At 70.5% G+C, this 23,948-nt stretch carries 27 protein-coding genes; 11 read left to right on the forward strand and 16 right to left on the reverse strand.

The window, feature by feature from the left end:
* Positions 1-34: 34 nt before the first annotated feature.
* From AWQ71_RS30010 to AWQ71_RS30030, 5 genes are read right to left on the reverse strand one after another with little or no spacing between them, the layout of a single operon-like run.
* Positions 35-880, reverse strand: coding sequence for an ABC transporter permease (locus AWQ71_RS30010; RefSeq protein ID WP_067139203.1), 846 nt, complete (start codon positions 878-880; stop codon positions 35-37).
* Positions 877-1,812 (reverse strand): ABC transporter permease, encoded by a 936-nt coding sequence (locus AWQ71_RS30015; RefSeq protein ID WP_084259443.1) that lies wholly within the window; start codon positions 1,810-1,812, stop codon positions 877-879. The genes AWQ71_RS30010 and AWQ71_RS30015 overlap by 4 nt, the downstream gene beginning before the upstream one ends.
* Positions 1,809-2,966, reverse strand: a complete 1,158-nt coding sequence (locus AWQ71_RS30020) for a polyamine ABC transporter substrate-binding protein (RefSeq protein WP_067139205.1) — start codon at positions 2,964-2,966, stop codon at positions 1,809-1,811. Before AWQ71_RS30020 ends, AWQ71_RS30015 begins: the two co-directional genes overlap by 4 nt.
* Positions 2,963-4,141, reverse strand: a complete 1,179-nt coding sequence (locus AWQ71_RS30025) for an ABC transporter ATP-binding protein (protein ID WP_067139208.1) — start codon at positions 4,139-4,141, stop codon at positions 2,963-2,965. The genes AWQ71_RS30020 and AWQ71_RS30025 overlap by 4 nt, the downstream gene beginning before the upstream one ends.
* Complete coding sequence (locus AWQ71_RS30030; protein ID WP_067139211.1) at positions 4,138-4,641, reverse strand: gluconokinase; 504 nt, start codon at positions 4,639-4,641, stop codon at positions 4,138-4,140. Before AWQ71_RS30030 ends, AWQ71_RS30025 begins: the two co-directional genes overlap by 4 nt.
* A 141-nt stretch (positions 4,642-4,782) precedes the next feature.
* Between AWQ71_RS30030 and AWQ71_RS30035 the strand changes: the two genes are divergently transcribed.
* A complete protein-coding gene (locus tag AWQ71_RS30035; RefSeq protein ID WP_067139214.1) occupies positions 4,783-5,520 on the forward strand; it encodes a FadR/GntR family transcriptional regulator in 738 nt (245 codons plus the stop codon).
* 100 nt (positions 5,521-5,620) lie between these two features.
* Here AWQ71_RS30035 and AWQ71_RS30040 read toward each other — a convergent pair whose 3' ends face one another.
* Positions 5,621-6,211 carry a helix-turn-helix domain-containing protein gene (locus tag AWQ71_RS30040; RefSeq protein ID WP_067139217.1) on the reverse strand — a complete coding sequence of 197 codons (591 nt, stop codon included), beginning with the start codon at positions 6,209-6,211 and terminating at the stop codon, positions 5,621-5,623.
* A 47-nt stretch (positions 6,212-6,258) separates the two neighbouring features.
* On the opposite strand from AWQ71_RS30040, the gene AWQ71_RS30045 reads away from it, so the two are divergent.
* Positions 6,259-7,092: a class I SAM-dependent methyltransferase gene (locus AWQ71_RS30045; RefSeq protein ID WP_067139220.1), complete on the forward strand. Its 834-nt coding sequence runs from the start codon at positions 6,259-6,261 to the stop codon at positions 7,090-7,092.
* 60 nt (positions 7,093-7,152) lie between these two features.
* Here the strand turns inward: AWQ71_RS30045 and AWQ71_RS30050 are convergent, their stop codons facing one another.
* Together AWQ71_RS30050 and AWQ71_RS30055 are read right to left on the reverse strand one after the other, a co-directional pair.
* Positions 7,153-7,389, reverse strand: coding sequence for a hypothetical protein (locus tag AWQ71_RS30050; protein ID WP_067139222.1), 237 nt, complete (start codon positions 7,387-7,389; stop codon positions 7,153-7,155).
* Positions 7,390-7,567: 178 nt separating this feature from the next.
* Positions 7,568-7,972 (reverse strand): nuclear transport factor 2 family protein, encoded by a 405-nt coding sequence (locus tag AWQ71_RS30055; RefSeq protein WP_218002021.1) that lies wholly within the window; start codon positions 7,970-7,972, stop codon positions 7,568-7,570.
* An 86-nt stretch (positions 7,973-8,058) separates the two neighbouring features.
* Here AWQ71_RS30055 and AWQ71_RS30060 point away from each other — a divergent pair, with 86 nt between their 5' ends.
* Both AWQ71_RS30060 and AWQ71_RS30065 read left to right on the forward strand, forming a co-directional pair.
* Positions 8,059-8,604: a TetR/AcrR family transcriptional regulator gene (locus AWQ71_RS30060; protein WP_067139225.1), complete on the forward strand. Its 546-nt coding sequence runs from the start codon at positions 8,059-8,061 to the stop codon at positions 8,602-8,604.
* A 204-nt stretch (positions 8,605-8,808) separates the two neighbouring features.
* Positions 8,809-9,252: a YybH family protein gene (locus AWQ71_RS30065; protein ID WP_067139227.1), complete on the forward strand. Its 444-nt coding sequence runs from the start codon at positions 8,809-8,811 to the stop codon at positions 9,250-9,252.
* Between the two features lie 298 nt (positions 9,253-9,550).
* Here AWQ71_RS30065 and AWQ71_RS30070 read toward each other — a convergent pair whose 3' ends face one another.
* On the reverse strand, positions 9,551-10,732 hold the full coding sequence (locus tag AWQ71_RS30070; protein ID WP_067139230.1) for an MFS transporter: 1,182 nt from the start codon (positions 10,730-10,732) through the stop codon (positions 9,551-9,553).
* Between the two features lie 107 nt (positions 10,733-10,839).
* Between AWQ71_RS30070 and AWQ71_RS30075 the strand changes: the two genes are divergently transcribed.
* The 4 genes from AWQ71_RS30075 to AWQ71_RS30090 all read left to right on the forward strand — a co-directional run bounded on the left by AWQ71_RS30075 (position 10,840) and on the right by AWQ71_RS30090 (position 13,277).
* The gene (locus AWQ71_RS30075; protein WP_067139233.1) at positions 10,840-11,448 is read left to right on the forward strand and encodes an NADPH-dependent FMN reductase; all 609 of its coding nucleotides are present in this window, start codon (positions 10,840-10,842) and stop codon (positions 11,446-11,448) included.
* Positions 11,445-12,101, forward strand: a complete 657-nt coding sequence (locus AWQ71_RS30080) for a TetR/AcrR family transcriptional regulator (RefSeq protein ID WP_067139236.1) — start codon at positions 11,445-11,447, stop codon at positions 12,099-12,101. Before AWQ71_RS30075 ends, AWQ71_RS30080 begins: the two co-directional genes overlap by 4 nt.
* A gap of 244 nt (positions 12,102-12,345) precedes the next feature.
* Positions 12,346-12,900: a MarR family winged helix-turn-helix transcriptional regulator gene (locus AWQ71_RS30085; RefSeq protein WP_067139240.1), complete on the forward strand. Its 555-nt coding sequence runs from the start codon at positions 12,346-12,348 to the stop codon at positions 12,898-12,900.
* Positions 12,897-13,277, forward strand: a complete 381-nt coding sequence (locus AWQ71_RS30090) for a hypothetical protein (RefSeq protein WP_218002022.1) — start codon at positions 12,897-12,899, stop codon at positions 13,275-13,277. Before AWQ71_RS30085 ends, AWQ71_RS30090 begins: the two co-directional genes overlap by 4 nt.
* 27 nt (positions 13,278-13,304) lie before the next feature.
* On the opposite strand, the gene AWQ71_RS30095 is transcribed toward AWQ71_RS30090, so the two are convergent.
* From AWQ71_RS30095 to AWQ71_RS30105, 3 genes are all read right to left on the reverse strand, one after another.
* Positions 13,305-13,919, reverse strand: a complete 615-nt coding sequence (locus AWQ71_RS30095; protein WP_067139243.1) for an MBL fold metallo-hydrolase — start codon at positions 13,917-13,919, stop codon at positions 13,305-13,307.
* A gap of 277 nt (positions 13,920-14,196) precedes the next feature.
* The gene (locus AWQ71_RS30100; protein ID WP_067139245.1) at positions 14,197-14,391 is read right to left on the reverse strand and encodes a ferredoxin; all 195 of its coding nucleotides are present in this window, start codon (positions 14,389-14,391) and stop codon (positions 14,197-14,199) included.
* 37 nt (positions 14,392-14,428) lie between these two features.
* The gene (locus AWQ71_RS30105; protein ID WP_067139248.1) at positions 14,429-15,637 is read right to left on the reverse strand and encodes a cytochrome P450; all 1,209 of its coding nucleotides are present in this window, start codon (positions 15,635-15,637) and stop codon (positions 14,429-14,431) included.
* Between the two features lie 185 nt (positions 15,638-15,822).
* On the opposite strand from AWQ71_RS30105, the gene AWQ71_RS30110 reads away from it, so the two are divergent.
* Positions 15,823-16,449 (forward strand): TetR/AcrR family transcriptional regulator, encoded by a 627-nt coding sequence (locus AWQ71_RS30110; protein WP_067139251.1) that lies wholly within the window; start codon positions 15,823-15,825, stop codon positions 16,447-16,449.
* 31 nt (positions 16,450-16,480) lie between these two features.
* Here the strand turns inward: AWQ71_RS30110 and AWQ71_RS30115 are convergent, their stop codons facing one another.
* Both AWQ71_RS30115 and AWQ71_RS30120 read right to left on the reverse strand, forming a co-directional pair.
* The gene (locus AWQ71_RS30115; RefSeq protein WP_067139254.1) at positions 16,481-17,227 is read right to left on the reverse strand and encodes an MBL fold metallo-hydrolase; all 747 of its coding nucleotides are present in this window, start codon (positions 17,225-17,227) and stop codon (positions 16,481-16,483) included.
* Between the two features lie 49 nt (positions 17,228-17,276).
* The gene (locus tag AWQ71_RS30120) at positions 17,277-19,598 is read right to left on the reverse strand and encodes an HAD-IC family P-type ATPase (protein WP_067139257.1); all 2,322 of its coding nucleotides are present in this window, start codon (positions 19,596-19,598) and stop codon (positions 17,277-17,279) included.
* A gap of 297 nt (positions 19,599-19,895) precedes the next feature.
* Between AWQ71_RS30120 and AWQ71_RS30125 the strand changes: the two genes are divergently transcribed.
* Positions 19,896-21,158: an MFS transporter gene (locus tag AWQ71_RS30125; RefSeq protein WP_084259445.1), complete on the forward strand. Its 1,263-nt coding sequence runs from the start codon at positions 19,896-19,898 to the stop codon at positions 21,156-21,158.
* Positions 21,159-21,174: 16 nt separating this feature from the next.
* Here AWQ71_RS30125 and AWQ71_RS30130 read toward each other — a convergent pair whose 3' ends face one another.
* A complete protein-coding gene (locus AWQ71_RS30130) occupies positions 21,175-21,699 on the reverse strand; it encodes a zinc-binding dehydrogenase (RefSeq protein ID WP_281196320.1) in 525 nt (174 codons plus the stop codon).
* A 70-nt stretch (positions 21,700-21,769) separates the two neighbouring features.
* Positions 21,770-22,918 (reverse strand): epoxide hydrolase family protein, encoded by a 1,149-nt coding sequence (locus AWQ71_RS30135; protein ID WP_067139260.1) that lies wholly within the window; start codon positions 22,916-22,918, stop codon positions 21,770-21,772.
* A 63-nt stretch (positions 22,919-22,981) separates the two neighbouring features.
* On the opposite strand from AWQ71_RS30135, the gene AWQ71_RS30140 reads away from it, so the two are divergent.
* On the forward strand, positions 22,982-23,938 hold the full coding sequence (locus AWQ71_RS30140; RefSeq protein WP_067139263.1) for a helix-turn-helix transcriptional regulator: 957 nt from the start codon (positions 22,982-22,984) through the stop codon (positions 23,936-23,938).
* The last annotated feature ends 10 nt before the right edge of the window (positions 23,939-23,948 follow it).

The following is a 23,948-nucleotide window of genomic DNA, read 5'->3' on the forward strand; positions in this document are numbered from 1 at the left end:
CTCGCTTTCTGCGGAGGATAGGGCTGGGAAAGGATCAGCGGACGCCGGACAGGGCGTCGACCGCCTCCTTGGAGCCGCCGGCACGCCGCAGCACCAGCGCCATGGCGGCGAGCGCGGCCAGGGTCAGCAGCAGCATCACCGCCGACATCGCCGCCAGCTCGGGGCGCAGTCCCGCGCGCACCGCGCTGAACACGTACACCGGCCACGGCGTCGAGCCGGAGACCTGCACGAACGCCGAGATGATCGTGTTGTCGAGGCTCAGCGTGAACGCCATCAGCGCCCCGGCCAGCACGGACGGCAGCAGCAGCGGCAGGGTGACCAGGCGGAAGCGGCGCATGGGAGGGGTGTACAGGTCGGCCGCCGCCTCCTCCAGCGAGGAGTCCATGCCCTGCATCCGGGCGCGGACGAGGAACGTCACCACCGCCGTCGCGAACAGCGAGTGGGCGACCACGAGGCGGACCCAGCCACTGTTGAACAGGGTCAGGTCGTGGTCCACCCCCAGCGAGACGAACCACGGGAGCAGCGCCACACCGGAGACGATCTCCGGCGTCACCAGGACCAGCGCCAGCAGCGCGGTGACCAGCCGCCCGATCCGCCCGCCCGGGTGGCGGGCCAGCGCGTACCCGGACAGGGTGCCGAGCACGACGGCGATCAGGGCCGCACCCGCCGCCGCGCGCACCGACACGGACACGGCGGAGAGGATGTCGTCGTTGGACAGCGCCGCGGCGTACGCGTCGAAGCCGAACCCCTCCCAGGACGCCAGCAGCCGTCCTCGGTTGAAGGAGTAGACGACGATGACGGCGATCGGCGTGAAGAGGAACGCGATCACAAGCAGGCCCCACACGCTCAGGACCCGGTCCACGATCGGCCGCGCTCTCATGCGGGGCTCCCTTCCGCGATCCCGGCGAGCTCGCGCCGCCGCCGGTGGGTGAGCAGCCAGGTGCAGGCCGCGCCGGCCGCGGCCGTGGCGAGGATCGTCAGGGCGATGACGACGATCAGCACGACCGCCATCGCGGAGCCGAGCGCCCAGTTCTGCGCCTGCTGGAACTGGCTGGCGACGAGCTGGCCGACCATGTTGCCGCGCGCGCCGCCGAGGACGGCCGCCGTGACGTAGTCGCCCATCAACGGGATGAACACGAGCAGCAGCCCGGCGGCGATGCCCGGCCGGGCCAGCGGCAGCGTGACCTGCAGCGCCGTACGCCACCGGTTGGCGCCGAGGTCCTTGCTCGCCTCGCGCAGCGAGCCGTCGACCCGGTCAAGGGCGACGTACAGCGGGAGGATCATCATGGGCAGGTAGTTGTAGACGACGCCCAGCAGCACCGCGCCCCGGGTGAACAGCATCGAGAACGGCGTGTCGATCAGCCCGAGGCTCTGCATCGCGTGGGAGGCGAACCCCTCGGGCGACAGCACGACCTGCCACCCGATCGTGCGGATCAGGAAGTTGGTCCAGAACGGCACGAGCACCAGGGCCAGCACGACGAAGCGCCGGTGCGGCCGCACCTTGACCGCCAGCCAGTACGCGAAGGGCAGGCCGATCGCCAGGCAGAGCGCGGTGCCGGCCAGGCCGATGCGCAGGGTCCCGGCGAAGCTGGTCAGGAACGTGTCGCCGAGCGCCTCCCGGTAGCGGTCCAGCGTCAGCACGTCGTTGGCGTGGGTCTGGTACAGCCCCGGCTTGCGGCCGAGGGAATACCAGAACACCAGCCCGACCGGGGCCACGAAGAACAGGGCGATCCACGCCAGGGCGGGCGTGGTGAGCAGCCCCGACGGGGCCGCTCGCCACGCCGCGCGCGGACCGCGGCGGTCGGAGCTCATGCGCCGGCCTTGGCCTTCATCCTGTTGACGATGGCCATCCGCCGCTCCTGGCCCTCGTTGATGACGCCGGTGTACATCGTGGTGAGCTGCTCGGCGGACGGGAAGATCATGTCGATCAGGCCGAGCTTGAGCTTCTTCGCCTCCTCCTCGCTGCCGGTGACGCCGCTGCCGTAGCCGACGAAGTCCACCTGCTTGACCGCCACGGCCGGGTCGAGCACGTAGTTGATGAGCTCGTGCGCGGCGTCGGCGTTCGCGCTGCCCTTCACGATCGCCCAGTTGTCCATCCAGAGGTTGGTCTTCGGGCCGGGAAGGACCCACTTCCAGCGGTCCTGGTCGCCGCTCGCGAGGATGCCGCGCCGGGCGTCGCCGTTCCAGCAGTGCATGAGGGCGTGCGTGCCCTGCGGGATCGCGCTGCTGCCGGGCGAGGAGTCGAACGCGGCGATGTGCCGGGCGAGGGTGTCGACGAGGAACGTCTCGATCTGGTCGAGCTGGGCCTTGTCGGTCGTGCTCTGGTGCCACCCTCGGGCGAAGCACAGCATGGCGCAGATCTCGCCCGGGTCGTCGACCAGCGAAGTCTTGCCGCTGGCCTCCTTCTGGGCGGCGTCGAAGAAGTCGTCCCAGGTCTTCAGGTCGCGCTTGACGACCCTGGTGTCGTAGACGAAGCCGGTGGTTCCCCAGTACTTCGTCACGGTGTACTTGTTGCCCTGGTCCCATTCCTGGTTCTGGAACGCCTTGTCCAGGTTGGCGAGATTGGGCAGCTTGGCGTGGTCGAGCTCCTGAAGCAGGCCGTTCGCCGCCATCTGCGGGACGAAGACGCCGGTCGGGATGACGATGTCGTAGCCGCTCGTCCCCTTGGCCGCCGCCAGCTTCGCGATCATCTCCTCATTGGAGCTGTAGGAGTCGACGAGCACCTTGGGGCCGTACTTCGCGGCGAAGTCCGCCAGCACCTTCGGGTCGTCGTACGCGCTCCAGGAGTAGGCGCGCAGTTCGGCGGCGGCCGAGCCGGAGCCGCCCGAGCCCTTCGAGCCGCCGCAGGCGGCGAGCAGAGGCACGCTGGCAGCGGCGGCGAGCCCGGCGAGGAAGGTGCGGCGGGGGAGACCGGCGACCCGCGCCGCGGGTGCGAGAAGGCGGGGAGTGTGGTCGTGGTGGTTCACTTGGCGCTTCCAATCGGGGCACGGGGTGTGGCTTCGGCGGGGAAGACGTGGACGTCGGAGGGGGCCCAGGAGCACCGGACCCGGGCGCCCTCGGCGAGGCGGCCGGCCTGGCGGCGCGGCACGCGGGCCAGCAGTTCGTGGCCCGCGTCGGCGTGGACGACGTACTGCAGGACGTCGCCGAGCAGGGAGACCGCGGCGACCGTGCCGGGCAGGGCGTTGGCCGAGCCGTCAGGCTCGGTCGGCGCCGCCTCGGTCACGGCGACGGCCTCGGGCCGTACGGCGACGCGCACCGCGGCGGCTCCGGAGCCCGGCGTCGTCACCGGTTCGGCGAGAAGGACCGTTCCACCGTCGATCTCGATCACGCGGCCTCCGTCGGCGACGGTGCCGTCGAAGAAGTTCTGCTGGCCGATGAATCCGGCGACGAACGCCGTGGCCGGCCGCTCGTACACGGTGTAGGGGTCGGCGATCTGCTCGATCCGGCCGTTCAGCATCACCGCGACCCGGTCGCTCATCGACAGAGCTTCCTCCTGGTCGTGGGTGACGAAGACGAACGTCGTGCCGAGGCGGTTCTGCAGGAGCTTGAGCTCGACCTGCATGTCCTCGCGGAGCTTGCGGTCGAGGGCGGCGAGCGGCTCGTCGAGGAGCAGCACGCTGGGCCGGTTGACCAGGGCGCGGGCGAGCGCGACGCGCTGCTGCTGGCCCCCGGACAGCCGGTTCGGCTTGCGGTCGGCGAAACGCGTCATCTGCACCATGTCGAGCGCCTCGGACACCCGGGACCGGATCTCCGCCCGATCGATCCCGCGCCGCTGGCGCAGCCCGTACGCGATGTTCGCCGCGACGGTCATGTGCGGAAAGAGGGCGTAGGACTGGAACACGGTGTTGACGTCGCGCTTGTGCGGCGGCAGGTGCTGCACGGCGGCGCCCGAGATGAGGACCTCACCGCTGTCGGGCTGCTCGAAGCCGGCGAGCATGCGCAGCGTGGTCGTTTTGCCGCATCCTGAGGGGCCGAGCAGGGAGAGGAACTCCCCGGGGTTCACCGACAGGTCGAGGTCCTGGACGACGGTCACACCGCCGAAGGACTTGCGGACCGAACGGAGATCGACGGAGCCGGTCCCGTCACCGGCGCCCGCCCGGCCCGCGGATGTGACGGCGTGCCGGGTGGCGGAGCTGCTCATATGACCTCCTTGGAGGATTCGGCCTGGATTTCGGCGAGGGCGCGCAGCGCCCGCTCGACGATCTGCTCCGGGGGCAGGACGAACTCGACGGTGAGCCCGGGTTCGTCGTTCGTGAGCGGTTCGAGCGCGGCGTACTGCGCGGTGACCAGGGAGACCGGCATGAAGTGCCCCTCACGCTCGCCGACCCGGGCGGCCGCGACGTCCGGGGGGCCGGCCAGGTGGAGGAACCACACGCCCGGGCCGCGCTCGCGCAGGGCGTCGCGGTAGGTCCGCTTGAGCGCCGAGCAGGACACCACGCCGCCGGCCGTGTCGCGTGCGGCGAGCCAGTCGCCGACCGCCCGCAGCCAGGGCCCGCGGTCGGCATCGTCGAGCGGCTCGCCGGCGCTCATCTTGGCGACGTTGTCCTCGCTGTGGAACGCGTCGGCGTCGGCGTAGTCGGAGCCGAGCGCCTCGGCGAGGGCGCGTCCCACGGTCGTCTTGCCGGCACCTGTCACGCCCATGACGACAACCAAAGGTGCTACGAAAAATGAAGAACTCACGTGATCTGGTCCCCGATGAGATGATGTCTGAGCATCTTGAAGTAAAAGTATGATCCAAGGCAAGACATCAGGGAAAAAAGCATACTTATGAGAGGCGGACGCATGCCCGGCGTGCCGGACAGACAGCCGAGCGACCGCTCCGGAGGGCTGCACGATCGCGTGCTCGACCAGCTCGGGCCGGCGATCGTCTCCGGAGAGACCCCCGAGGGCGAGGTGTTGCGGATCGAGCGGCTCGAGGAGAGCCTCGGGGTGTCGCGCACGGTCATGCGCGAAGCCGTGCGCGTGCTGGAGTCGATGCAGCTCGTGGCGAGCCGGCGGCGCATCGGCGTCACCGTGCTGCCGCGCTCGCAGTGGAACCTGTTCGACCCGCGGATCATCCGCTGGCGGCTGGCCGGCCCCGACCGCATGGCCCAGCTCGAATCCCTGAGCCAGCTTCGCTGCGGCATCGAGCCGGTCGCCGCCTCACTCGCGGCGACCCGCTGCACCCCGGAGCAGTGCGGCACGCTCACGTCCGCCGTGATCGGCATGTCGGTGACGGCGAAACGCGGCGACCTCGACGCCTACCTGGAGCACGACATCACCTTCCATCGCACGATCCTGGAGGCGTCCGGCAACGAGATGTTCTCCAGTCTGGCCCAGGTCGTGGCCGAGGTCCTGGCCGGCCGCACCCATCACAACCTGATGCCCGCCGAGCCGGAGACCGCCGCGATCCGGCTGCACGGCGACGTGGCCGAGGCCGTACAGCTCGGGCAGTCGCGCGAGGCCGAGACGGCGATGCGGGCGATCGTCCTGGAGTCGATCGAGGCCATGTCGCTGAACACGGGCCTCGGCATGGCCTAGCCGGCGCCGTGTTGCGGCTCGCGCCTCTCGGGTCGCCGGTGGCCTGCGGGGGAGCGGCCCGATGGCCGAAAGCCGGACCCGAGATTCGCGCGGCGTCCGCTCACGGGTGTGAAGCGTCGCCGGTGGCGTGCAGGTGGGTGCGCTCTCCGTTGTGGTCGAGGATGGTGAGGATCTCGACGGGGCCCTCGTGGGCGCCGATGGCGTGCGGGGTCATGGTCGAGAACTCGGCGGCGTCGCCCGCCTGGACCAGGATCGTGCGCTCGCCCAGACGCAGGAGGGCCGTGCCGGACAGCACGGTGAACCACTCGCGTCCGGGATGCACCTTGAGGTGCTCGGCGTCCATGGGCCGGTCGGGGGTGATGCGCATCTTCGCCACGGTCACGCCGTTGAGGGAGCGTTCGCGGGACAGGAGCCAGCTCGTCATCCCGGGGGTGTGACACGGATGCGGCCGGATCACCACGTCCTCGTCGTCGGCGGACTCGACGAGCTGGTCGAGCGTGGTGTCCAGGGCCCGGGCGATGGGGACCAGCTGGTCGAGGGCGATCCTGCGGTGCCCGGTCTCGATGCGGCTCAGGTTGGACGGGCTGAGATGGCAGCGTGCGGCGAGGGCGTCCAACGACCAGCCGCGCGCCAGTCGCAGACCGCGGATGCGCTGCCGCACCACGCCGTCCAGGTCGAATTCTTGCTCCATAGGCAAGACTGTATGTCTTGGGCGCATGGGACGCTTAGCGTGAAGCCATGAAACAGCACGCTCATCACCATCACGCGCACCCCGACGAGTCCGGACTGGCGGACATGCTCGACCTGGACGCGCAGGTGTTCAGCTCGTACCTGGACGAGGTGACCGACTGGGTCCGACGGCACGCCCCCGAGGCGCCGCGGAAGGTCGCCGACGTGGGTGCCGGCACCGGAGCCGGCGGCCTGGCGCTGGCCCGGGCCTTCACGGTGGCGGAGATCGTCGCGATCGACCAGTCGCCGGTGATGCTCGACCGCCTCCGCGCGGCGGCGTACGAGCAGGGGGTGGGTGATCGGCTGAGCGTCGTGCGGGCCGATCTGGACGCCGGCTGGCCTCCGATCGGCGCTCTCGACGTCGCCTGGGCGGCGTCGTCGCTGCACCATGTCGCCGACCCGGACCGGGTGCTCCGCGACATCCGCGCGGCGCTGAACCCCGGCGGCCTGCTGGCGGTCATCGAGATGGACGCCCTGCCGCGCTTCCTGCCCGACGACATCGGCCTGGGCCGTCCCGGCCTGGAAGCGCGCTGCCACGAGGCGGCGGCCCGGGCGGGCTGGAACGCGCACCCGGACTGGCGGCCCCACCTGGAGGCGGCCGGGTTCGCCGTGGTCGCGCAGCACAGCTTCACCGCCGAGGCCGGCCCGGCGTCGCCGAGCGCCCGGCGCTACGGGCACGCCGTCCTGAACAGGTTCCGCTCCGCCCTCGGCGACCGCCTGGCCGCCGACGACCTCGACACGCTCGACCGTCTGCTGGCGGACGACCACCCCGCCTCCCTCCGGAACCGCCGCGACCTGACCGTGCGGGCCGTCCGCACCGCCTGGGCCGCCCGCCGTCCCTGAACCGGGGCTCGATTCTCCCGCCGGTCTAGCAGTGGGTTCGTTCATGAGAGGGGGAGGATGTCAGATCGAGAGGTCGAGGTCCGAGCCGCCGAACCGGTCCTGGAGGAAACGACCCTGATCGCGCAGGGCCTGCTCGTCACCGCGGTGGATCGTGTCGGCGACCTTGCGCATCTGGGCGTCCAGGAGCGCGATCCGGGCGAGCAGTTCCTCGTGCGCACTGCGCTTGCGGTCGCTCCGCCGCGCCAGGGCGTAGCCGCGCGGGCGTCCGCCCCGGTCAGCGCGACGAGCGCCTGCCACAGCGCCTCGAGCCGGTCACCCCGCATCGAGCCTGAGGTATCCAGCACGAACATCGCGTGGGCCGGGACCCGCACCTGGTTGAGATAGGTGGCGATCAGCAGGTCGGCGGTAGCGCGCCGGTTGGGGAACGGCAGCTCGATGAGCTGGGAGGAGCCGAAGCGAGGGTCCAGCGAGCCGCCTATCCGATGGCTTGCATGATGGCCAAGGTGTCCTGGTACTCGCGCCAGAGGACGACCTTGCCGTCGTGCACCGTGAGAACTCCGATGAAAGCGGCCGTGGACTGCCGGTTCGTCTTCGTCGATGTGCCGGTCAGCTCGTACTCCACGATGATCGTTTCCGGATCTTGCGTGTCGTGGACGGCGGTGGCGCGGCACCTGTCGAAGCGGACCGGGAACGCGGCACGCCGCGGATTCGCGAACTCCAGGAACTGCCGTTTGCCTTCGAACCTGGTCGGCCCGCCAGGCCGAGCGAAAGGGGTCTCGATGATCACGTCGTCGGCCAGGTCGTCGCCGGTCAGTGCGGTGGAATGACTGAGCCACTGCTGCCGCATCCGCTGGAACATCTCCCGTGGCGTGATCTGCATGGCGCCCGACTCCCTAAGATGAGTGACGACTCATGAACGACGATAGTGAGTGGTGACTCATCTTGTCCAGGGAGCAGGATCGGCCGATGCGCGCGGACGCGCAACGCAACCGCGCACGGATTCTGACAGCGGCGGAGGAGGTGTTCGCCGACGGTGGGCCGCACGCGTCGACAGAGGAGGTGGCGCGGCGCGCGGGCGTGGCGGTCGGCACCGTGTTCCGGCACTTCCCCACGAAGGCCGACCTTTTGCGGGCGCTGATGAAGCGGTTGCTGCAGCAGGTCACGGATGACGCCGCGGATCTCATCGCGCACGGAGACCCGGCGACCGCCCTGTTCGATTTCTTTGCGCGACTCGTGGAGCGTACGGCGGCGAACCGGACGGTCGTGATCCTGCTCGCCGCCGAGGGCATGGAAGTGTCGATCACCGGCCCGCTCGGCTCGCTCGGTGACGCGGTGGGGGAGTTGCTGGCGCGGGGACAGGGCGTCGGCGCGATCCGCCCGGAGATCCGCCTCGACGAGACAATGGCCCTGCTGACCAGCGCCTGCCAGGGCGCCCTGCAGGGCGGCTGGGATCACGACCTGCGCCGAAGAACCCTCGACATCATGTTCGCCGGACTCCGCCCATCCGGCTGACGGCTCGTCGGTCTGGTCCTGGTCGTCGAGGTCGCCTGGTGGCGGCTTGTCCGGCTCCTGCAGCGTGGTCCGAGCCGACGCGCCGAGCTGTGCGGCCGGTGCGCCGCCTCACATTTTGATGGGCTGCGTTGTCGGACTGTTGAGACCACCTGGACCGTCGCCGGGCGAGCCGGTTGCGGCCGGATTCTCTGAACGGAGGATGTAATGACTGTGAGCGATGCTGAAGTTAGGGCGCTCTTGGAGAGGCGAGTCGCCGCCTGTCAGACAAAGGACATCGATCGACTCATGGAGCTCTATTCTCCCGACATCGTTTATTACGACGTCGTCCCCCCGCTCCAGTTCGCGGGATTCGATGAGGTTCGCCGTAACTTTGTACGCTGGTTCGATGGATTCGACGGCCCCATCGGACTCGAGACACACGACCTGACCATTGCGACGAGCGCGGATGTCGCGTTCGCGCACATGATTCACCTGGACAGTGGCAAACGCAAGAACGGGCTCGACACCGCGATCTGGGTTCGGTCGTCCGTTTGTTGCCGACGGTCGGGCGGCAGATGGCTGATCACGCACGAACATATCTCACTGCCGATCAACCCGCAGAACCTCCAAGCCTGGTTCCCTCCGGACGGTGATGGCGATCCGGCCTGATTGTTCCTGGGAAAATCCTCCTGCCCGGAAGATGAGGATTTCCGACATCCCGATCCGGTCAAGGTGCGAAAGCAATTTCCCGTTGGGTGATCCTGGCCGCGTCCGGCGACGGCAAGAACGTCGGCGACCGTCCGGGTTCTGGCCTCAATGCAACCGCCCCGCCGATGGCGATCTCCCATCCTCGGGTTGAGGCACAGCTGCGAGCAGGAGGCGGGCTCTCACTGCCCAAGAACCTGCCTCCTGCTTACGCCGGCAGCCTGCCGGACGAGACCGGCGAGAGGGCGGCGAGGTGAGTGCTTCAGATGATCAGTAAGGTGGCCAGCGCGGGGCCGAAGGCGCCACCGAGCTGGTAGGCCAGGGTGAACAGACCCACGGCGGCCTGCCGGTAGGAGGCCGGCATCAGGGCGCCGACGCGCGCCGCGTACCAGGCCATCGCCGCCGTGGCTGCGAACACCGCACACGCGACTGCCGCCGCGGCGCTCAGCGGCCAGGGAGTGCGGACGGACAGGATCACGGCCAGTACGCCACTGATCAGCAAGACTCCTTGCGTCGTCCGCGTACCGATTCGCGTGGTGCGCCGGGTGAACAGCAGTGAGCCCAAGGAACCGCCGGCGAGGCCGGCCAGCATCGCCATGCCGGTGTGGCCGACGGTCCAGTGCTCCTCCATCGTGCGCGGTGCCGTGTACAGGATCGCGAAGTAGGAGGTCGACAGTGCGCACGCGGCCGCGGCCGCGGCGAGGAACACGCGTGACCGCACGATCGGCCGCGGGACGAATCCGTCGGGGTGGCGGCGTACGTGCCAGATCAGCAGGGCGCCCAGCATTGCCGCGGCCACCAATGCGTGCGGCGCGGAGCGCGGGAGCAGGATCAGGGCGCTGACGAGTCCCACCACCAGGGCGATTCCCGGGATGTCCGTGCGCGAGGTGTCGCCGACACCGGAGTGAAGGCGGGCACGGCGCAGGACGGCGGGCACGGCCGGCAGCGCGGCGAGTGACAGACAGAGCGGAAGGCGCCAGGAAACCGCCGACAGCGTGGAGCCGGCCAGCGGACCGAAAGCGCCGACCAGGCCGACGCCCGCGCTGACGGCGCCCGTCCGGCTGGACGTGCCGGCCAGCACGATGGCGACCGTCACCAGGCCACCGCCGCCGACGGCCTGCGCGGTCCGCCCGGCGAGCAGTACTGACAGCACGGGAGCGGTGACCACCAACAAGGTTCCGCCGGCGACGAGGACGGCGTGCACCACTACGGCGGTGTAGAGCCCGTAGCGCCGCAGCAGTCCGGTGACCAACGGGGTGCCGATGGCGGCGCCCCAGCCGAAGGCGGTGGCGGCCCAGGTCGCGTCGGCGGTGGATACGCCCAGGTCACGTGCCAGGTCGGGGATGACGGTGGTCGTGGTGTTGGCGCTCAGTGAGGTCGGCGTGGCCAGTAGCGCCAGCCACAGGACGGAAAAACGTTCGGTGGGAGAAGTCCGGTTGCTCACTCCGTCAAAGTACACTCACTAGTGCAAGCCTTATACTTCTTGGTTTACTTTGATGTCGTCCGATTCCTCCTCCGCCTGAAGGCCGGAGGTTTCCTCGGAGGTATCTGATGAACGAGCTCAACGTTCTCGCCCTGTCCGGCAGCCTGCGCGCCGGCTCCTTCAACACCGCCCTGCTGTGCGCGGCCCGCAAGCTGAACCCCGGCGGACTCGTGATCGACATTCACCAGGGTCTCGGCCGGCTCCCTCTCTACGGCCAGGACCTCGACACCGCGACGCCGCCCGCCCCGGTCGCGGCGCTACGCGCCCGTGTCGGCGCGGCCGACGCGCTGCTGATCGCCACTCCCGAGCACAACGCCTCGGTGCCCGCCGCCCTGAAGAACGCCATCGACTGGATCAGCACGGCGCCCGACCGGCTGCTGCACGGCAAGCCGGTGGCCATCATGGGGGCCTCTCCGGGTCCGTTCGGCTCGGTGCGCGCCCAACTGGCCCTGCGCCAGATCCTGGCCGCCGTCGGCGCCGAGACGGTCGTCAAACCCGAGGTGGTGGTGTTCGGCTGCGACGCCCGCCTGATCGGCGACGTCGTGACCGATCCGCACTCGGCCGAGTTGCTGCGGGAGCTGCTCGACGCGCTCGCCCGCAAGGCCTGCCGGACACTCGTAAACTGCCCGGAGCAGCATCGACACCACGTGGTTTCCCTGCGGGAGGAACGCCCATGACCGGCCGCCAGACCGAACCCTACGGCAGGCCGGACAAGCGGCAGGCGATCATGCGCGCGGCCCGCAGAGTGTTCGGTCGCGACGGCTACGCCCGCGCCGGCGTCGACACGATCGCCGCCCAGGCCGGTGTCTCCAAGCGCACGATCTACAACCACTTCACCGACAAACAGCACCTCTTCGAGACCGTCGCGCTGGAAGGCGCCCACGAGGTCACTGCCGCGATCGCGCAGATCATGGACCGTCACCTCCACAAGATCGTCGATCTGGAGGAGGATCTGATCGCTTTCTCCCTCGACCGTGTCGCGGCGGTCACCGCCTTCCCCGACCACTTCGCGCTCGTGCGCACCATCGAGGCGGAGGCCGCCCACATCCCCCCGGCCATCCTGCGCGCATGGATAGACGCCGGCCCGCAGACCGGCCACCTGCGCCTGGCGCCGTACCTGCGCCGGATCGCCGGCCAGGGCCTGCTGGAGATCGACGACGCCGATCGCGCCGCCGCCCACCTCACCCTCCTGACCATCACCGACATCAACCAGCAGACCTTCTACGGGGCCGTCCCGCTCCCCGAAGAGAAGGTCAGGGCGATCATCACCGGCGGGGTACGCGCCTTTCTGCGCATCTACGCCACCGCATCTCCTCCCGGTTCTCCCTGACTCCGGAAGCCCTCGCGCACCTGCGCGGGGGACGGAACCCTCCAGATCGACGGGTGGCCGGGCTCCCCGGAGGGGGAGTGAGGTTGATCAGCTCTCGGCGATGGCGTGCACTGTGCCGGCCCGCGCGCCGTGCTCGCGGAGCATGCCATGACGGTCGCCGCAGAGCGGTACGTGCTGCACACCGTCGCTGTGCCGCGCACCGGTTGGCAAGATCTGGAAGTACGTACTAATCTCTAGAATTACTATGAAGGACGTAGGTAATTTTCAGCGTGACCCGGACGGCTTCCTCTATGACCCCCGGGCCAGGGCCGCGATGGCCCAGTTCATCGGTGGTGACGGGGACCTGCTCGCCCTTGAGGCGAGCGCCGCCGTCCGCACCGCGTATCAGGCCGTTGAACGCATGCGCGCCCACGGCTCGGAGGGCAGAGGGGTCAGTGCGGGCGCTCTCGACGTGCTGATCCGGCTCAGCGGCAGCGACCAGGGGATCAGCATCGGCGAGCTCGCCCGCGCCGGCGGGGTCAGCTCGCGGAACGTCACCGGCTTGGTGGACACGTTGGAGCGTGACGGGCTGGTTCGCCGGGTCCCCGACCCGAAGGATCGCCGTTCGGTCCTGGCCGAGATCACACCCGCCGGGCAGGCGTGGATCGACGCCTTCCGCAAGCCGTCACAGCTCGCCATGCGGGCGATGTTCCGGGGGTTCACCCCTGAAGAACTGGTCGTCTTCCGAGATCTGTGCCTGCGGATGGCCGCCAACCAGCAGCGCCTCGCCGACCACCTTCGCCAGAACGGACAGTCATGACTCTGACCGCTCAGGAGCAGACCCGCCATGCCGTACGCGGCTATCACGAGGCCCGCTTCCGCGGGGACGCGTCCGGGGCCGCGGCGCACCTCGGAGAGCCGTTCCATTTTCAGAGTCCGTTCATCAGCTCCGACGACCGGACGGGGCATCTGGCGACGTTGCCGGGATTCGTGTCGATCGTGACCGGGGTCGATCTCATCAGTGAGCTGTACGGCGAAGCCGAGGCGACCCTCGTGTATGACGTGCACACCGCGACACCGGCCGGCACGCAGCGCACGGCCGAGCACTTCCGCCTGGAGAACGGCAAGATCGTCTCGATCATGCTGGTGTTCGACGCCTCGCCCTGGCAGTCGATGATGGCCCACATCAAGCCGTGACGTAACAGGGCACTCGAGCTCGGCGGTCTAGAGATCGACTGAATCGCCCACCGGGATGCGGGCGTAGTCGGTCTCTTCCTCAAGCCACGCGTCAAAATATTCCAGACCGATCTTGCTGAGCTGGATGTCGTGGATCGGGAACGCGCGGGCGGGCCGGACGCCTCGGACGAAGGTGATGGCCTCGCCGATCTTCAGCCAGGGGCCGGCCGCCGGGATCAGCAGGGTATCGACCTCGTCGGTGGGGACGAATAGGGAGTCTCCCGGGTGGTAGAGGCCGTCCGCGATGAACCCGAGGTTCGGGCAGCCGGGCAGTCCGTCGATGACCTCAGCGTGTACGCCGCCCACGGCCTTCACAGTGAAGCCGGCGGCGGTGAAGGTCTCGCCCGAGGCGACCGCGACCGCTCCCTCGCCGAGCTCGGCGGCCAGCGCCGCATGGGTGTGGACGGTCAGCGCGGGGTTGGTCGCCCGGGCGGCCTTGAGTGCCTCGATGTCGACGTGGTCGGGGTGCTCGTGGGAGATGAGCACGGCCGTGGCTCCGCGCAGCGCCGCCTCCGCGTCGGAGAAGGTGCCCGGATCGATCACCAGCGCCCGGTCGCCGTCCTGGACGCGCACACAGGCGTGCCCGAAATGCGTCAGTCTCACCGGATCACCCTATCGGCGGCCTCGGCGGCGACGCCAACATAATCATCGCCCGGCGGCCCTGGGCCGTCTCGTACCTGTTCCGCGGCGGAGAGATCGGCAGGTCGCACCTGACATGCCTGACTTGGGCCCTCAACGGTTCACGTTTCGGCATGCGAAATGCCGGTACGCGAAGTGGCGAGGCGGCGGGCTGCGTCAACGGCACTCAAGATCGACTGATGGCCGGTCTTCGCCGCCCGACCGGCCTCGTCACAGCAGGTCTACGGGCTTCTCGTCACACCTACTCGATCAGCTCGATGGCGGACGTGGGGCAGACGGCGGCGGCCTCGCGGACGGCGGCGTGCCGGTCCGCGCCGGGCTCGGGGTCGAGCAGGGTGACGATGCCGTCGTCGTCGCGCTGGTCGAACACCTCCGGCGCGAGCAGCACGCACTGGCCGGCGCCGCAGCACTTGTCTTCGTCGACGGTGACCTTCACCTCGGGTTCCTCTCAGTCGGACGGGTACGGCGGCGGCTCACCAGCGGACCGGGACGGTGCGCAGGCCGCCGACGGCCAGGCCCTCCACCGGCTCCAGTTCCTCGACCGGCACGGCCAGTTCCAGGGTCGGGAGCTTGCGCAGGAGCACTTCCAGGACGACCTGCAGTTCGGTGCGGGCCAGCGCCTGCCCCAGGCAGGAGTGAGCCCCGGCGCCGAAGGCCAGGTGCGGGTTCGGGCTGCGGCTCAGGTCCATCTGGTCGGCGGCCTCGAAGGCGCTCTCGTCGCGGTTGGCGGCGGCCATGCTGCACACCACGGTGGTGCCGCGGGGCAGGACCGTGCCGCTGACCTCGGTCTCCTCGGGGAGGTAGCGGGGCAGGCCGAAGCCGGAGTTGGCGTCGAAGCGCAGCGATTCCTCCACCGTCGTGCGGATCAGCGACGGGTCGGCCAGCAGCCGCTCCCACCGGTCGCGGTCGGCCAGCAGCATCGAGACCATCTTGCCGATCATGTTGGCGGTGGTCTCGTGTCCGGCCACCAGCAGCGCCATGCCGGTGACCAGGATCTGGAGGTCGGTCAGGCCGCCGTCTTCGGGGCCGCCCACCGCGATCAGCTCGCTCAGCAGGTCGTCGCCCAACTGGCGGCGCCTGGCCGTGACATGGTCGGACATGTACTGGAAGAACTCACCCTGGGCGGCCTCGGTCTCGGCCTTCTTGTAGCGGGTGAGGTTGAGCAGGGTGTCCGACCAGTACGAGAACCGGTCGCGGTCGGCGGCGGGCACGCCGAGCATGTCGCAGATGACGTAGACCGGCAGCGGGAAGCCGAAGTCGGCCCTGAGGTCGCCGGGTGCGCCACGCTTGACCATGTCGTCGATCAGGTCTTCGGCGATCCGGGTCATCGCGGGCCGCATGGCGGCCATGCGCCTGGCCGTGAACCACTTGACGACCAGGCGCCGCCAGCGCTGGTGCTCCTCGCCTCCGTCGGGGATGATCTGCGACATCTCGTTGTTGAACAACCCACCCTCGGCCGATAGCCGGGCCGCGTCAGGCGCGGTGAGCTGGCGGGTGAAGCGCGGGTCGGCGAGCACCTGCTTGACGTCCTCGTAGCGGGTCAGCAGTGTCGCGCGGTCGCCGCTCGGCAGCGTCACGTGGGCCACCGGGCACGTGCTGCGGAGCCGCTCCCATTCCGCGGGCGGGTCCAGCGCCGCGTCATTCGGGATCGGGTAGTGCAGGACCTGCTCCTCAACGCTCATTCGGAATTCCCCTCCGGTGAATGGTTGGCCGCCTGACGACAGACAGGTTTTGATCACGCTCCGAAGCTGTTCGTGCGCACGCTGTGACAGGTGATTTCCTGTAATAGAGAGTCAACTCTCACATGACTCACGTCAAGATGCTACCCCTAATCGAGAGTTGACTCTCGGTTTGCTATCCTGATTTCGTGGCCATCGACGCCCCCAAACCCCTCCGCGCCGACGCGGCACGCAACTTCGAGAAGATCGTGCGAGCCGCGCGACAGGTCTACGCCGAACGCGGCCCGGAGGCCCAACTCGACGAGGTCGCCCGCCGTGCCGGCGTCGGCAACGCCACGCTCTACCGCCATTTCCCCGACAAGGCGGCCCTGCTCCGGGCGGCCCTGGACCAGGCGTTCTCCGAACAGATCGCCCCCGCCATCGAGAAGGGCCTGGGCGACGACGACCCGCGACGGGCGCTGGCCGCCGTGCTGGAGGCCGCCCTCTCCCTGGCCGTCCGCGAACGCAACATCGTGGCCACCGCCGCCAACCTCGGGGCCGTCACCACCGACGTCGCGGCCCGGTTCTTCGAGCCGCTCACCCTGCTCGCCCGCCGGGGGCAAGAGGCCGGCGTCATCCGGGGCGATCTCGTCCCCGAGGACATCTTCCGGGCCATGGTCATGCTCATCGGCGTGCTGGGCACGATGGACCCGGACGCCGACGGCTGGCGCCGCTATCTGGCGCTCATCCTCGACGCCATGTCTCCCGAGGCGGCCAGCCCCCTGCCGCCCGCGGTTCCGCTGTCGTCCCGTCCGTCAAGCGCCTGGCACGTCTGACGAGCCCTGCTCGGGCAGGTCGTAGCTCTGATCAGTTTCGCCCGAGGGGGACGGCGAGTCCTTCGTCGGCCGCCAGCACCTCACCGCCGAACTCCCTCCGCGCCGCGGCCACGGAGGCGGCTCGGTCGTTGCCCGGCCAGAAGTGGGTGAGCATCAGCTGGCGGGCGCCGGCGCGGCGGGCCCAGTGACCGGCCTCCGTGGAGGCCAGCAGATTGCGGGTGGGGCGCTCGGTCTCGCCTTCGCGGTCGGTGGCCTCGACGATGAAAAGGTCGGCGTCGCGGCCCAGCTCGGCGAGCGCGGGGACGGGGCCGGTGTCGCCGGTGTAGGCCAGGACGACCCCATCGGCCTCTACGCGGATGCCGACGTTGGGCACGTAGTGCGGCAGCGGCAATCCGGTGAGGGCGAACGGCCCAACCTGGTGGCTGCCGGGCAGCGGACGCACATCGAAGACGGCGTGGAGGTCCACGTCGGGCTCCAGGCCGCTGATCCGGTCGAGCACGCCCGGCGGGCAGTACAACGGCAACCGCCGCCCACCGGGGTCGCCGTAGAACCGCATCCGGAACAACCCGTGCAGGTCGACGCAGTGGTCAGGGTGCTCATGGGTGACGACGACAGCGTCCACCGCGCCGTCCGGCCAGTGCGCGAGGAGCCGTGGCAGCGTGGCGTAGCCGAGATCGAGCAGCAGACGGTAACCGTCCCAGTCCACCGCGAACCCGCTGCAGGCACGTCCCGGCTCGGGAAATGCGCCACAACTGCCGAGAACGGTCACTTGTCGCATCCGTACAGGATGCCAGCTTCCCACCGGCACGGCCGACGGCGCCGCCCGCTCAACCGGCCGAAACGGATGACTTGTCGGTCCGGGCCAGGGGCGGCGTGAGTTTGACGGCGAGGCTGATGACCACGGCGCCGACGGCGCCGATGCCGACGGAGATCAGGATGTCGTACAGGCCGTCGAAGTCGAAGGCGAAGAAGTCGCGCACGTACGGCACGGCGAGGGCGACCACGAAGAGCGCCGCCATGACCGCGACCAGCCCCAGCCGCCAGGCGGTCCCGGGGCGTACGACCATCACGAGCACCCACCAGGTGACCAGGAACAGGGTGATGACGGCGGACGTCCGGTCCTGCGCCAGCGTGGAGTCGGGGATGTGCGCGGTCCAGAAGGACGCGAGCACCGCGGCCGCGCACGCCACACCCGCCGGTATGGCGAAGCGCAGCACCCTGGGCACGAACCCCGGCCGGGCCCGCTGGATCGTGGGCGCCAGCGCGAGGAAGAAGGCGGGGACGCCGATGGTGAGCGCGTTGACGAGGGTGGAGTGCCGCGGCGCGAACGGGAAGGCCAGCCCGGTCACCACGGTGAGCAGCGACAGCGTGATCGCGTAGAAGGTCTTGGTGAGGAACAGGTTCGAGACACGCTCGATGTTGGCCAGCACCCGGCGTCCCTCGCCGACCAGGTGGGGGAGGGTGGCGAAGCGGTTCTCCAGGAGGACCACCTGCGCGACCGCCTTGGTGGCGGGGCTGCCCGCGCCCATCGCGATGCCGAGGTCGGCGTCCTTGAGCGCCAGCACGTCGTTGACCCCGTCGCCGGTCATCGCCACCACGTGGCCGCGCGACTGGAGCGCGCCGACGAACATCCGCTTCTGGTGCGGGGTGACCCGTCCGAAGACCGTGTTGGAGTCGAGGATCTCGGCGAGCTTGTCGGGGTCGTCCTCGGGGAGGGTGCGCGAGTCGACCGCCCGGTCGCCGCCGGGGATGCCGAGATCGGTGGCGATGGCGGAGACCGCCTGCGGGTTGTCGCCGGAAATGACCTTGACGGTGACGCCCTGCTTGGCGAAGTAGGCCAGCGTTTCCCGGGCGTCGGGGCGCAGGCGCTGCGTGAGCGTGACGAGCGCGACGGCCTCGGCGTCCTGGCCGTCCAGGCCGGGCGCGCGGCAGAGGGCGAGCACGCGGGCGCCGGCGGCGGCGAGGTCGCTCGCCCTGGCGTACGCGGGGCTGTCGGGGTCGATGAGGACGTCCGGCGCGCCGAGGAGCCACGCGCCGTGGCCGTCGAAGTCGGCGCCGCTCCACTTCCGGGCGGAGGAGAAGGGCACCCGCTGCCCGGCCGCCCAGCCGGGCGGGGCCGAGGGGTAGCGGGCCTGGATGGCCTGGGCGGTGGGATTCGGTCGCGGGTCGACGTTGGCGAGCGCGGCCAGGGCGTCCTCGACCGGCGCGTCGTCGCGCAGGGGCAGCACCGCGCCGAGGTCCATGCCGCCCGCGGTGAGGGTGCCGGTCTTGTCCAGGCACAGGACGTCCACCCTGGCCAGGCCCTCGATGGCGGGGAGTTCCTGCACCAGGCACTTGCGGCGGCCCAGGCGGACGACGCCGACGGCGAAGGCGATGCTGGTCATCAGCACCAGCCCTTCGGGGATCATGGTGACGATGCCGGCCACGGCGCCGGTGATCGCGGTGCCGAAGTCGGCGTGGTGGTTGACCTGGCTGTAGATCAGCAGCGCGCCGATGGGGACGACCAGCCAGGTGATGTATTTGATGAAGCGGGCGACGCCGTCGCGCAGCTCCGAGCTGGCCAGGGTGAACTTGCTGGCCTCGGCGGTCAGCCGGGCGGCGTAGGCGTCCGCGCCGACCTTGGTGGCGGTGAACGCGCCCGAGCCCGCGACGACGAAGCTGCCCGACAGCACCCGGTCGCCCGGCTCCTTGTGCATGGGGTCGGCTTCGCCGTTCAGCAGCGACTCGTCGACCTCCAGCCCCTCGGACGCGACGACCTCGCCGTCCACCAGCAGCCGGTCTCCCGGCCCGAGCAGGATGAGGTCGCCGAGCACGATGTCACGCGGCTCGATCTCCCGCTCGGCGCCGTCCCTGCGTACTCTGACCGGGGCCTCGTTGACCACGGCCAGGCGGTCGAGGGTGCGTTTGGCGCGGAGCTCCTGCACGATGCCGATCAGCGAGTTGGCCACGATGACCAGGCCGAACAGGCCGTCCTGCCACTCTCCGAAGATCATGATGAGCAGCCAGAGAACGGCGATCACCAGGTTGAACAGGGTGAAAACATTGGCTCTGATGATCGCGCCGAAGGATCGGCTGGACCTGCGCGGCACGTCGTTGCGTTTCGACGTGGCGACCTGCGCTGACGTGAGCCCGTCCAATCGATCCCCCATAGGCCTCTGAATTCGGCAGAACTCAAGGCTAGGAGACCGGCGAGGAATTCGGGCACGGAGACGATCAGGTTCCGCCACGATCTGCCCAGGTTCGGCAGATTTGTCCGACCGCGATGTGCTTCATGCCATACTCGGCCGCGCGGTGATCCGGGCGTCACGCGGGCGTCCGCGTCGCTGGGCGACCACTGATATCGTCCGGAATGGAATGTTCCCCAGCACAAGGGACATTCCGCCATAGAAAGACCGCTCGGCGGCCGACCCCTGCAGCGTCGGTAACAACCCCGGTCGAAGCCCACCATGACGGTGAGCTCCTCCGGGCTCTCCGTCACCACATGGACGGAGACCATGAAGTCCTACCTGAACGTGCTGGCGACACCGGGAGCCTGGCGGTTCCTGGCGCCCGCGCTCATCGCCCGCCTGCCCTTCGCGATGGTGCAGATGGGCGTTCTGTTGCTCGTACGGTGGTCCACCGGCTCGTACGGCGCGGCCGGCGTCGCCGCCGCCGCGGCCGCCGTCGCGCAGGCTCTCGCCGGACCGCAGACCGGGCGGCTCGCCGACCGGCACGGGCAGGCGCGCGTCCTGGTGCCGCAGACCGCCGTCCACGCGCTGGCGCTCGGCGCGCTGCTGATCCTGGCTTCCGCGCACGCCTCCCTTCCGCTGCTCGTGATCGCCGCCGGGCTCGTCGGAGGGTCGGCGCCGCAGATCGCGGCGATGGTCAGGGCCCGGTGGGCGCACCGCCTGGACGGCGCCCCCACCCTCAACACCGCCTTCGCCGTCGAGTCCATCACCGACGAGCTGTCCTTCACCTTCGCCCCCGTGCTGCTCGTGGGTCTGGCGACCGCGTTCTCGCCGGTGGTGGCGCTGGTCGTCGCCCTCGCCCTGAGCGTCGTGGGCACGCTGCTGTTCGCCGCCGTCCGTACGGCCGCGCCCGAGCCGCGCCCGGCCCGCGTACGCTCCACCGGTGGCGTCCTCAGTCTGCGCGGCGTCGCCGTGGTGGCCGCCGCCTTCCTCGCCATGGGCTCGGTGTTCGGCAGCCTCCAGGTCGGCGTGACCTCGCTGACCGCCGAGCTGGGCCGGCCCGGACTGGCCGGGGCCGTCTACGGCACGCTCGGGGCGGCCAGCGCCGTGGGCGGGTTCCTCTACGGGGCCGTCAGCTGGTCGGTGAGCACGCGGGTCAGGCTGGTGAGCGGCCTGCCCCTGCTGGCCGTCGCGATCCTCGCGTTCACCTTCGCGGAGACCGTCCCACTCCTGTACGGCGCCGCGGCGCTGGCCGGGTTCGTCATCGCACCCGTGATGATCACCGGCTTCACGATCATCGAGAGCCTGGTCCCCGACGGCGTACGCACCGAGGCCTTCACCTGGGTCATCGGGGCCAACGGCCTCGGCATCGCCGTGGGGTCCCTGGCGGCCGGTCAACTCGTGGACCGCTTCGGCGCCGTGACGGCCTTCCTCGTCGCTCCGGTGACGGTCGGGCTGGCGGCGCTGCTGCTACTCGTCCGGCTGGGCAGCCTTCGCCCCCAGATCGCGGCGGCGCCGATCGGGGAGCGGGTGTCCCTGTAAGCGGGGCGCGGTGCGGTCAGGCGGCCGCGGCGGGTTCCACGTCCAAGACCGCCTTGCCCGCGACGCGCCGATCCAGGAGCGCGTGCGCGGCCTCGGTGACGCGCTCCCAGGAGCCGCGCCAGTCGACCTCGGGGGAGAGCCTCCCGGCTGCCACGAACGCCAGCAGGGTGGCCAGGTCCGGGCCCACCTCGTGGATGTCGCCGAACGTGCTCATCGTCTTGGCCGGGCCGACGGAGAACAGCGAGTATGGCGCGAACACCGCCGGCTCGTCGGAGGCCCAGCCGATGTTCTGCACGCCCCCGCCGGGTGCGAGCAGCTCCCACGCGGCGGCGAGCTGCGGCCCGCCCACGCTGTCGAGGATGAGGTCGACCGGGCGGTCGACGCCCTCCAGGCCGACGACCACCTCGTGAGCGCCCAGCTCGGCCAGGCCGCCGGCGCGGGCCGGCGAGCCGACCGAGGCGATGACGTGGGCGCCGCCCAGGGCCGCCAGTTGCACCGCGAATCGGCCGACCCCGCCGGCCGCTTCACCCGCTCCGTCCAGCGGATGGCCACGAGCCTGATCGACCGCGACTGATCGCCGGGGCGGTGCGCCCGCCGCCCCTCGGGGGACGTCAGCGGAACCGGCGGAAGAAGCCGCGCAGGTCGTCGACCAGCAGGTCGGCGGCGTCGTGGGCGGCCCAGTGGCTGCCGCGGTCGTACTCGTTCCAGGACACGATGTTCTTGTGGTCGCGTTCGGCGAAGCGCCGCAGCGGCCGGAAGTCGTACGCGAACGAGGCCAGGCCCATGGGGAAGGTCGTCGGCTCGGTCACGCGCTCGGCGTGGTGGTTCTCGTAGTAGAAGCGCGCCGAGGACGCCGAGGTGTTGGTGAGCCAGTAGATGGTGGCGTTGATCAGGATGACGTCGGGGTCGGGCACCCCGGCCAGGAGCTGGCCGATCCAGGCGAGCTGACCGGCGGGGGAGTCGGCCAGGGCGTGCGCGAGGGTCTGCGGCTGCGCCTGCTGGGCGCGGTCGTGGATCGCGTGGTCGACGAAGCCGCCGAGGAACTGCAGATACCCCTGCTCCTCGGGGGTGAGGCCGGACAGCTCGGCGGGGTCGCCGGAGGGGAACGAGAAGATCTGGTTGACGTGCACGCCCAGCACGCGGTCGGCGTGGCGGCGGCCGATCTCGGGGCTGACGATCGCGCCCGCGTCGTTGCCGTGGGCGGCGAACCGCTCGTAACCGAGCCGCCGCATCAGCTCGGCCCACGCGTCCGCGACACGGGCCGCGTCCCAGCCCTTCGTACGGGTGTGGCCCGAGAAGCCGAACCCGGGCAGCGACGGGATCACCACGTGGAAGGCGTCGGCCGGGTCCCCGCCGTGCGCGGCGGGATCGGTGAGGGGGCCGACCAGGTCCAGGTACTCCACGAAGGTGTTGGGCCAGCCGTGGGTGAGCACGAGCGGGACCGCGTCGGGATGGGGGGAGCGGACGTGCACGAAGTGGACGGTCTGCCCGTCGATCTCCGTCGTGAACTGGGGGAAGGAGTTGAGCCTGGCCTCCTGGGCCCGCCAGTCGAAGTCGTCGCGCCAGCGCGCCACCAGGTCGCGGGCGAATGAGCCCGGCACGCCGTACTCCCAGCCAGGCTGGATCGGGCCGCGCTGCACGCCGTCGGTCACCTCCTCGTACGGCAGCTCCTCGGCGAAGCGGGTGCGGGCCAGGCGGTCGGCCAGGTCGTCAAGGTCGGCCTGCGGGACGTCGATGCGGAACTCGCGGATTTCGCTCATGACGGCGACTATGCCGGTCCTTTAGGAGAGGTTCGTTCCTAAAGGTGCGGCATGCTGGGATCTATGTTGGAAACCTCGGCGCGGCTGCTGCGCCTGCTCGCCCTCCTGCAGACTCCCCGCGACTGGACGGGCGGCGAACTGGCCGAACGGCTCGGCGTGAGCGGCCGCACGGTCCGCACCGACGTCGAGCGGCTGCGGACGCTGGGCTACCCGGTCCTGGCCACGCGCGGCTCGGCGGGCGGCTATCGGCTCGGCGCGGGCGCGTCGATGCCGCCGCTGCTGCTGGACGACGAGGAGGCCGTCGCGGTCGCGGTCGGGCTGCGCACCGCCGCCGGCGGCGTCGCGGGGAACGCCGAGGCGTCGCTGCGCGCGCTGGCGAAGCTGCGGCAGGTCATGCCGTCCCGGCTGCGGCACCGGGTCAACACGCTGCAGACCTACACCGTGCCGGTGCCGAGCGACCGGCCGGGACCGGCGGTGGCCCCGGACGTCCTCACCGCCCTCGCCGCCGCGTGCCGCGCGCACGAGCGGCTCCGTTTCGACTACACCACCCACGCGGGCGACGCCGTCCGTCGCGAGGTCGAGCCGTACCGGCTGGTCACCTGGGGACGCCGCTGGTACCTGCTGGCCTTCGACCTGGACCGCGCCGGCTGGCGCACCTTCCGGGTGGACCGCCTCACACCGCGCGTGCCGACCGGGCCCCGCTTCACGCCCCGCGACCTCCCCGACGGCGACGTGGCGGACTATGTCTCGGGCCGGGTCTCCGCCGCCGCCTGGCGCTACCGGGCGCGGGTCACGGTTCACGCGCCCGCCGAGGTCGTGGCGGACCGGATCAGCGCGGCGGTCGGCACCGTCGAAGCCGTCGACGCGGGCACCTGCGTCCTGCACACCGGAGCCGACACCGTCGAGACCCTGGCCGTCCACCTGGGACTGCTGAACGCCGACTTCGTCGTCACCGAGCCGCCCGAGCTGGTCGCCCACCTGCGCACCCTCGCCGCCCGCTACACCGCCGCCACGTCCTGATTCATCAGGA

This window comes from Microtetraspora malaysiensis, from assembly GCF_001528665.1.
Lineage (GTDB): Bacteria > Actinomycetota > Actinomycetes > Streptosporangiales > Streptosporangiaceae > Microtetraspora_A > Microtetraspora_A malaysiensis.

What these genes read in the sequence shown, in the direction of transcription:
- AWQ71_RS30140 (WP_067139263.1), top strand. Translation starts at nt 22,982, where the DNA reads ATGTTGGAAACCTCGGCGCGGCTGCTGCGCCTGCTCGCCCTCCTGCAG.
- AWQ71_RS30105 (WP_067139248.1), bottom strand. Translation starts at nt 15,637, where the DNA reads ATGAGCGTTGAGGAGCAGGTCCTGCACTACCCGATCCCGAATGACGCG.
- AWQ71_RS30015 (WP_084259443.1), bottom strand. Translation starts at nt 1,812, where the DNA reads ATGAGCTCCGACCGCCGCGGTCCGCGCGCGGCGTGGCGAGCGGCCCCG.
- AWQ71_RS30045 (WP_067139220.1), top strand. Translation starts at nt 6,259, where the DNA reads ATGAAACAGCACGCTCATCACCATCACGCGCACCCCGACGAGTCCGGA.
- AWQ71_RS30030 (WP_067139211.1), bottom strand. Translation starts at nt 4,641, where the DNA reads ATGGGCGTGACAGGTGCCGGCAAGACGACCGTGGGACGCGCCCTCGCC.
- AWQ71_RS30010 (WP_067139203.1), bottom strand. Translation starts at nt 880, where the DNA reads ATGAGAGCGCGGCCGATCGTGGACCGGGTCCTGAGCGTGTGGGGCCTG.
- AWQ71_RS30115 (WP_067139254.1), bottom strand. Translation starts at nt 17,227, where the DNA reads ATGCGACAAGTGACCGTTCTCGGCAGTTGTGGCGCATTTCCCGAGCCG.
- AWQ71_RS30040 (WP_067139217.1), bottom strand. Translation starts at nt 6,211, where the DNA reads ATGGAGCAAGAATTCGACCTGGACGGCGTGGTGCGGCAGCGCATCCGC.
- AWQ71_RS30055 (WP_218002021.1), bottom strand. Translation starts at nt 7,972, where the DNA reads ATGCAGATCACGCCACGGGAGATGTTCCAGCGGATGCGGCAGCAGTGG.
- AWQ71_RS30065 (WP_067139227.1), top strand. Translation starts at nt 8,809, where the DNA reads ATGACTGTGAGCGATGCTGAAGTTAGGGCGCTCTTGGAGAGGCGAGTC.
- AWQ71_RS30120 (WP_067139257.1), bottom strand. Translation starts at nt 19,598, where the DNA reads ATGGGGGATCGATTGGACGGGCTCACGTCAGCGCAGGTCGCCACGTCG.
- AWQ71_RS30025 (WP_067139208.1), bottom strand. Translation starts at nt 4,141, where the DNA reads ATGAGCAGCTCCGCCACCCGGCACGCCGTCACATCCGCGGGCCGGGCG.
- AWQ71_RS30080 (WP_067139236.1), top strand. Translation starts at nt 11,445, where the DNA reads ATGACCGGCCGCCAGACCGAACCCTACGGCAGGCCGGACAAGCGGCAG.
- AWQ71_RS30075 (WP_067139233.1), top strand. Translation starts at nt 10,840, where the DNA reads ATGAACGAGCTCAACGTTCTCGCCCTGTCCGGCAGCCTGCGCGCCGGC.
- AWQ71_RS30125 (WP_084259445.1), top strand. Translation starts at nt 19,896, where the DNA reads ATGACGGTGAGCTCCTCCGGGCTCTCCGTCACCACATGGACGGAGACC.
- AWQ71_RS30035 (WP_067139214.1), top strand. Translation starts at nt 4,783, where the DNA reads ATGCCCGGCGTGCCGGACAGACAGCCGAGCGACCGCTCCGGAGGGCTG.
- AWQ71_RS30135 (WP_067139260.1), bottom strand. Translation starts at nt 22,918, where the DNA reads ATGAGCGAAATCCGCGAGTTCCGCATCGACGTCCCGCAGGCCGACCTT.
- AWQ71_RS30060 (WP_067139225.1), top strand. Translation starts at nt 8,059, where the DNA reads ATGCGCGCGGACGCGCAACGCAACCGCGCACGGATTCTGACAGCGGCG.
- AWQ71_RS30090 (WP_218002022.1), top strand. Translation starts at nt 12,897, where the DNA reads ATGACTCTGACCGCTCAGGAGCAGACCCGCCATGCCGTACGCGGCTAT.
- AWQ71_RS30085 (WP_067139240.1), top strand. Translation starts at nt 12,346, where the DNA reads ATGAAGGACGTAGGTAATTTTCAGCGTGACCCGGACGGCTTCCTCTAT.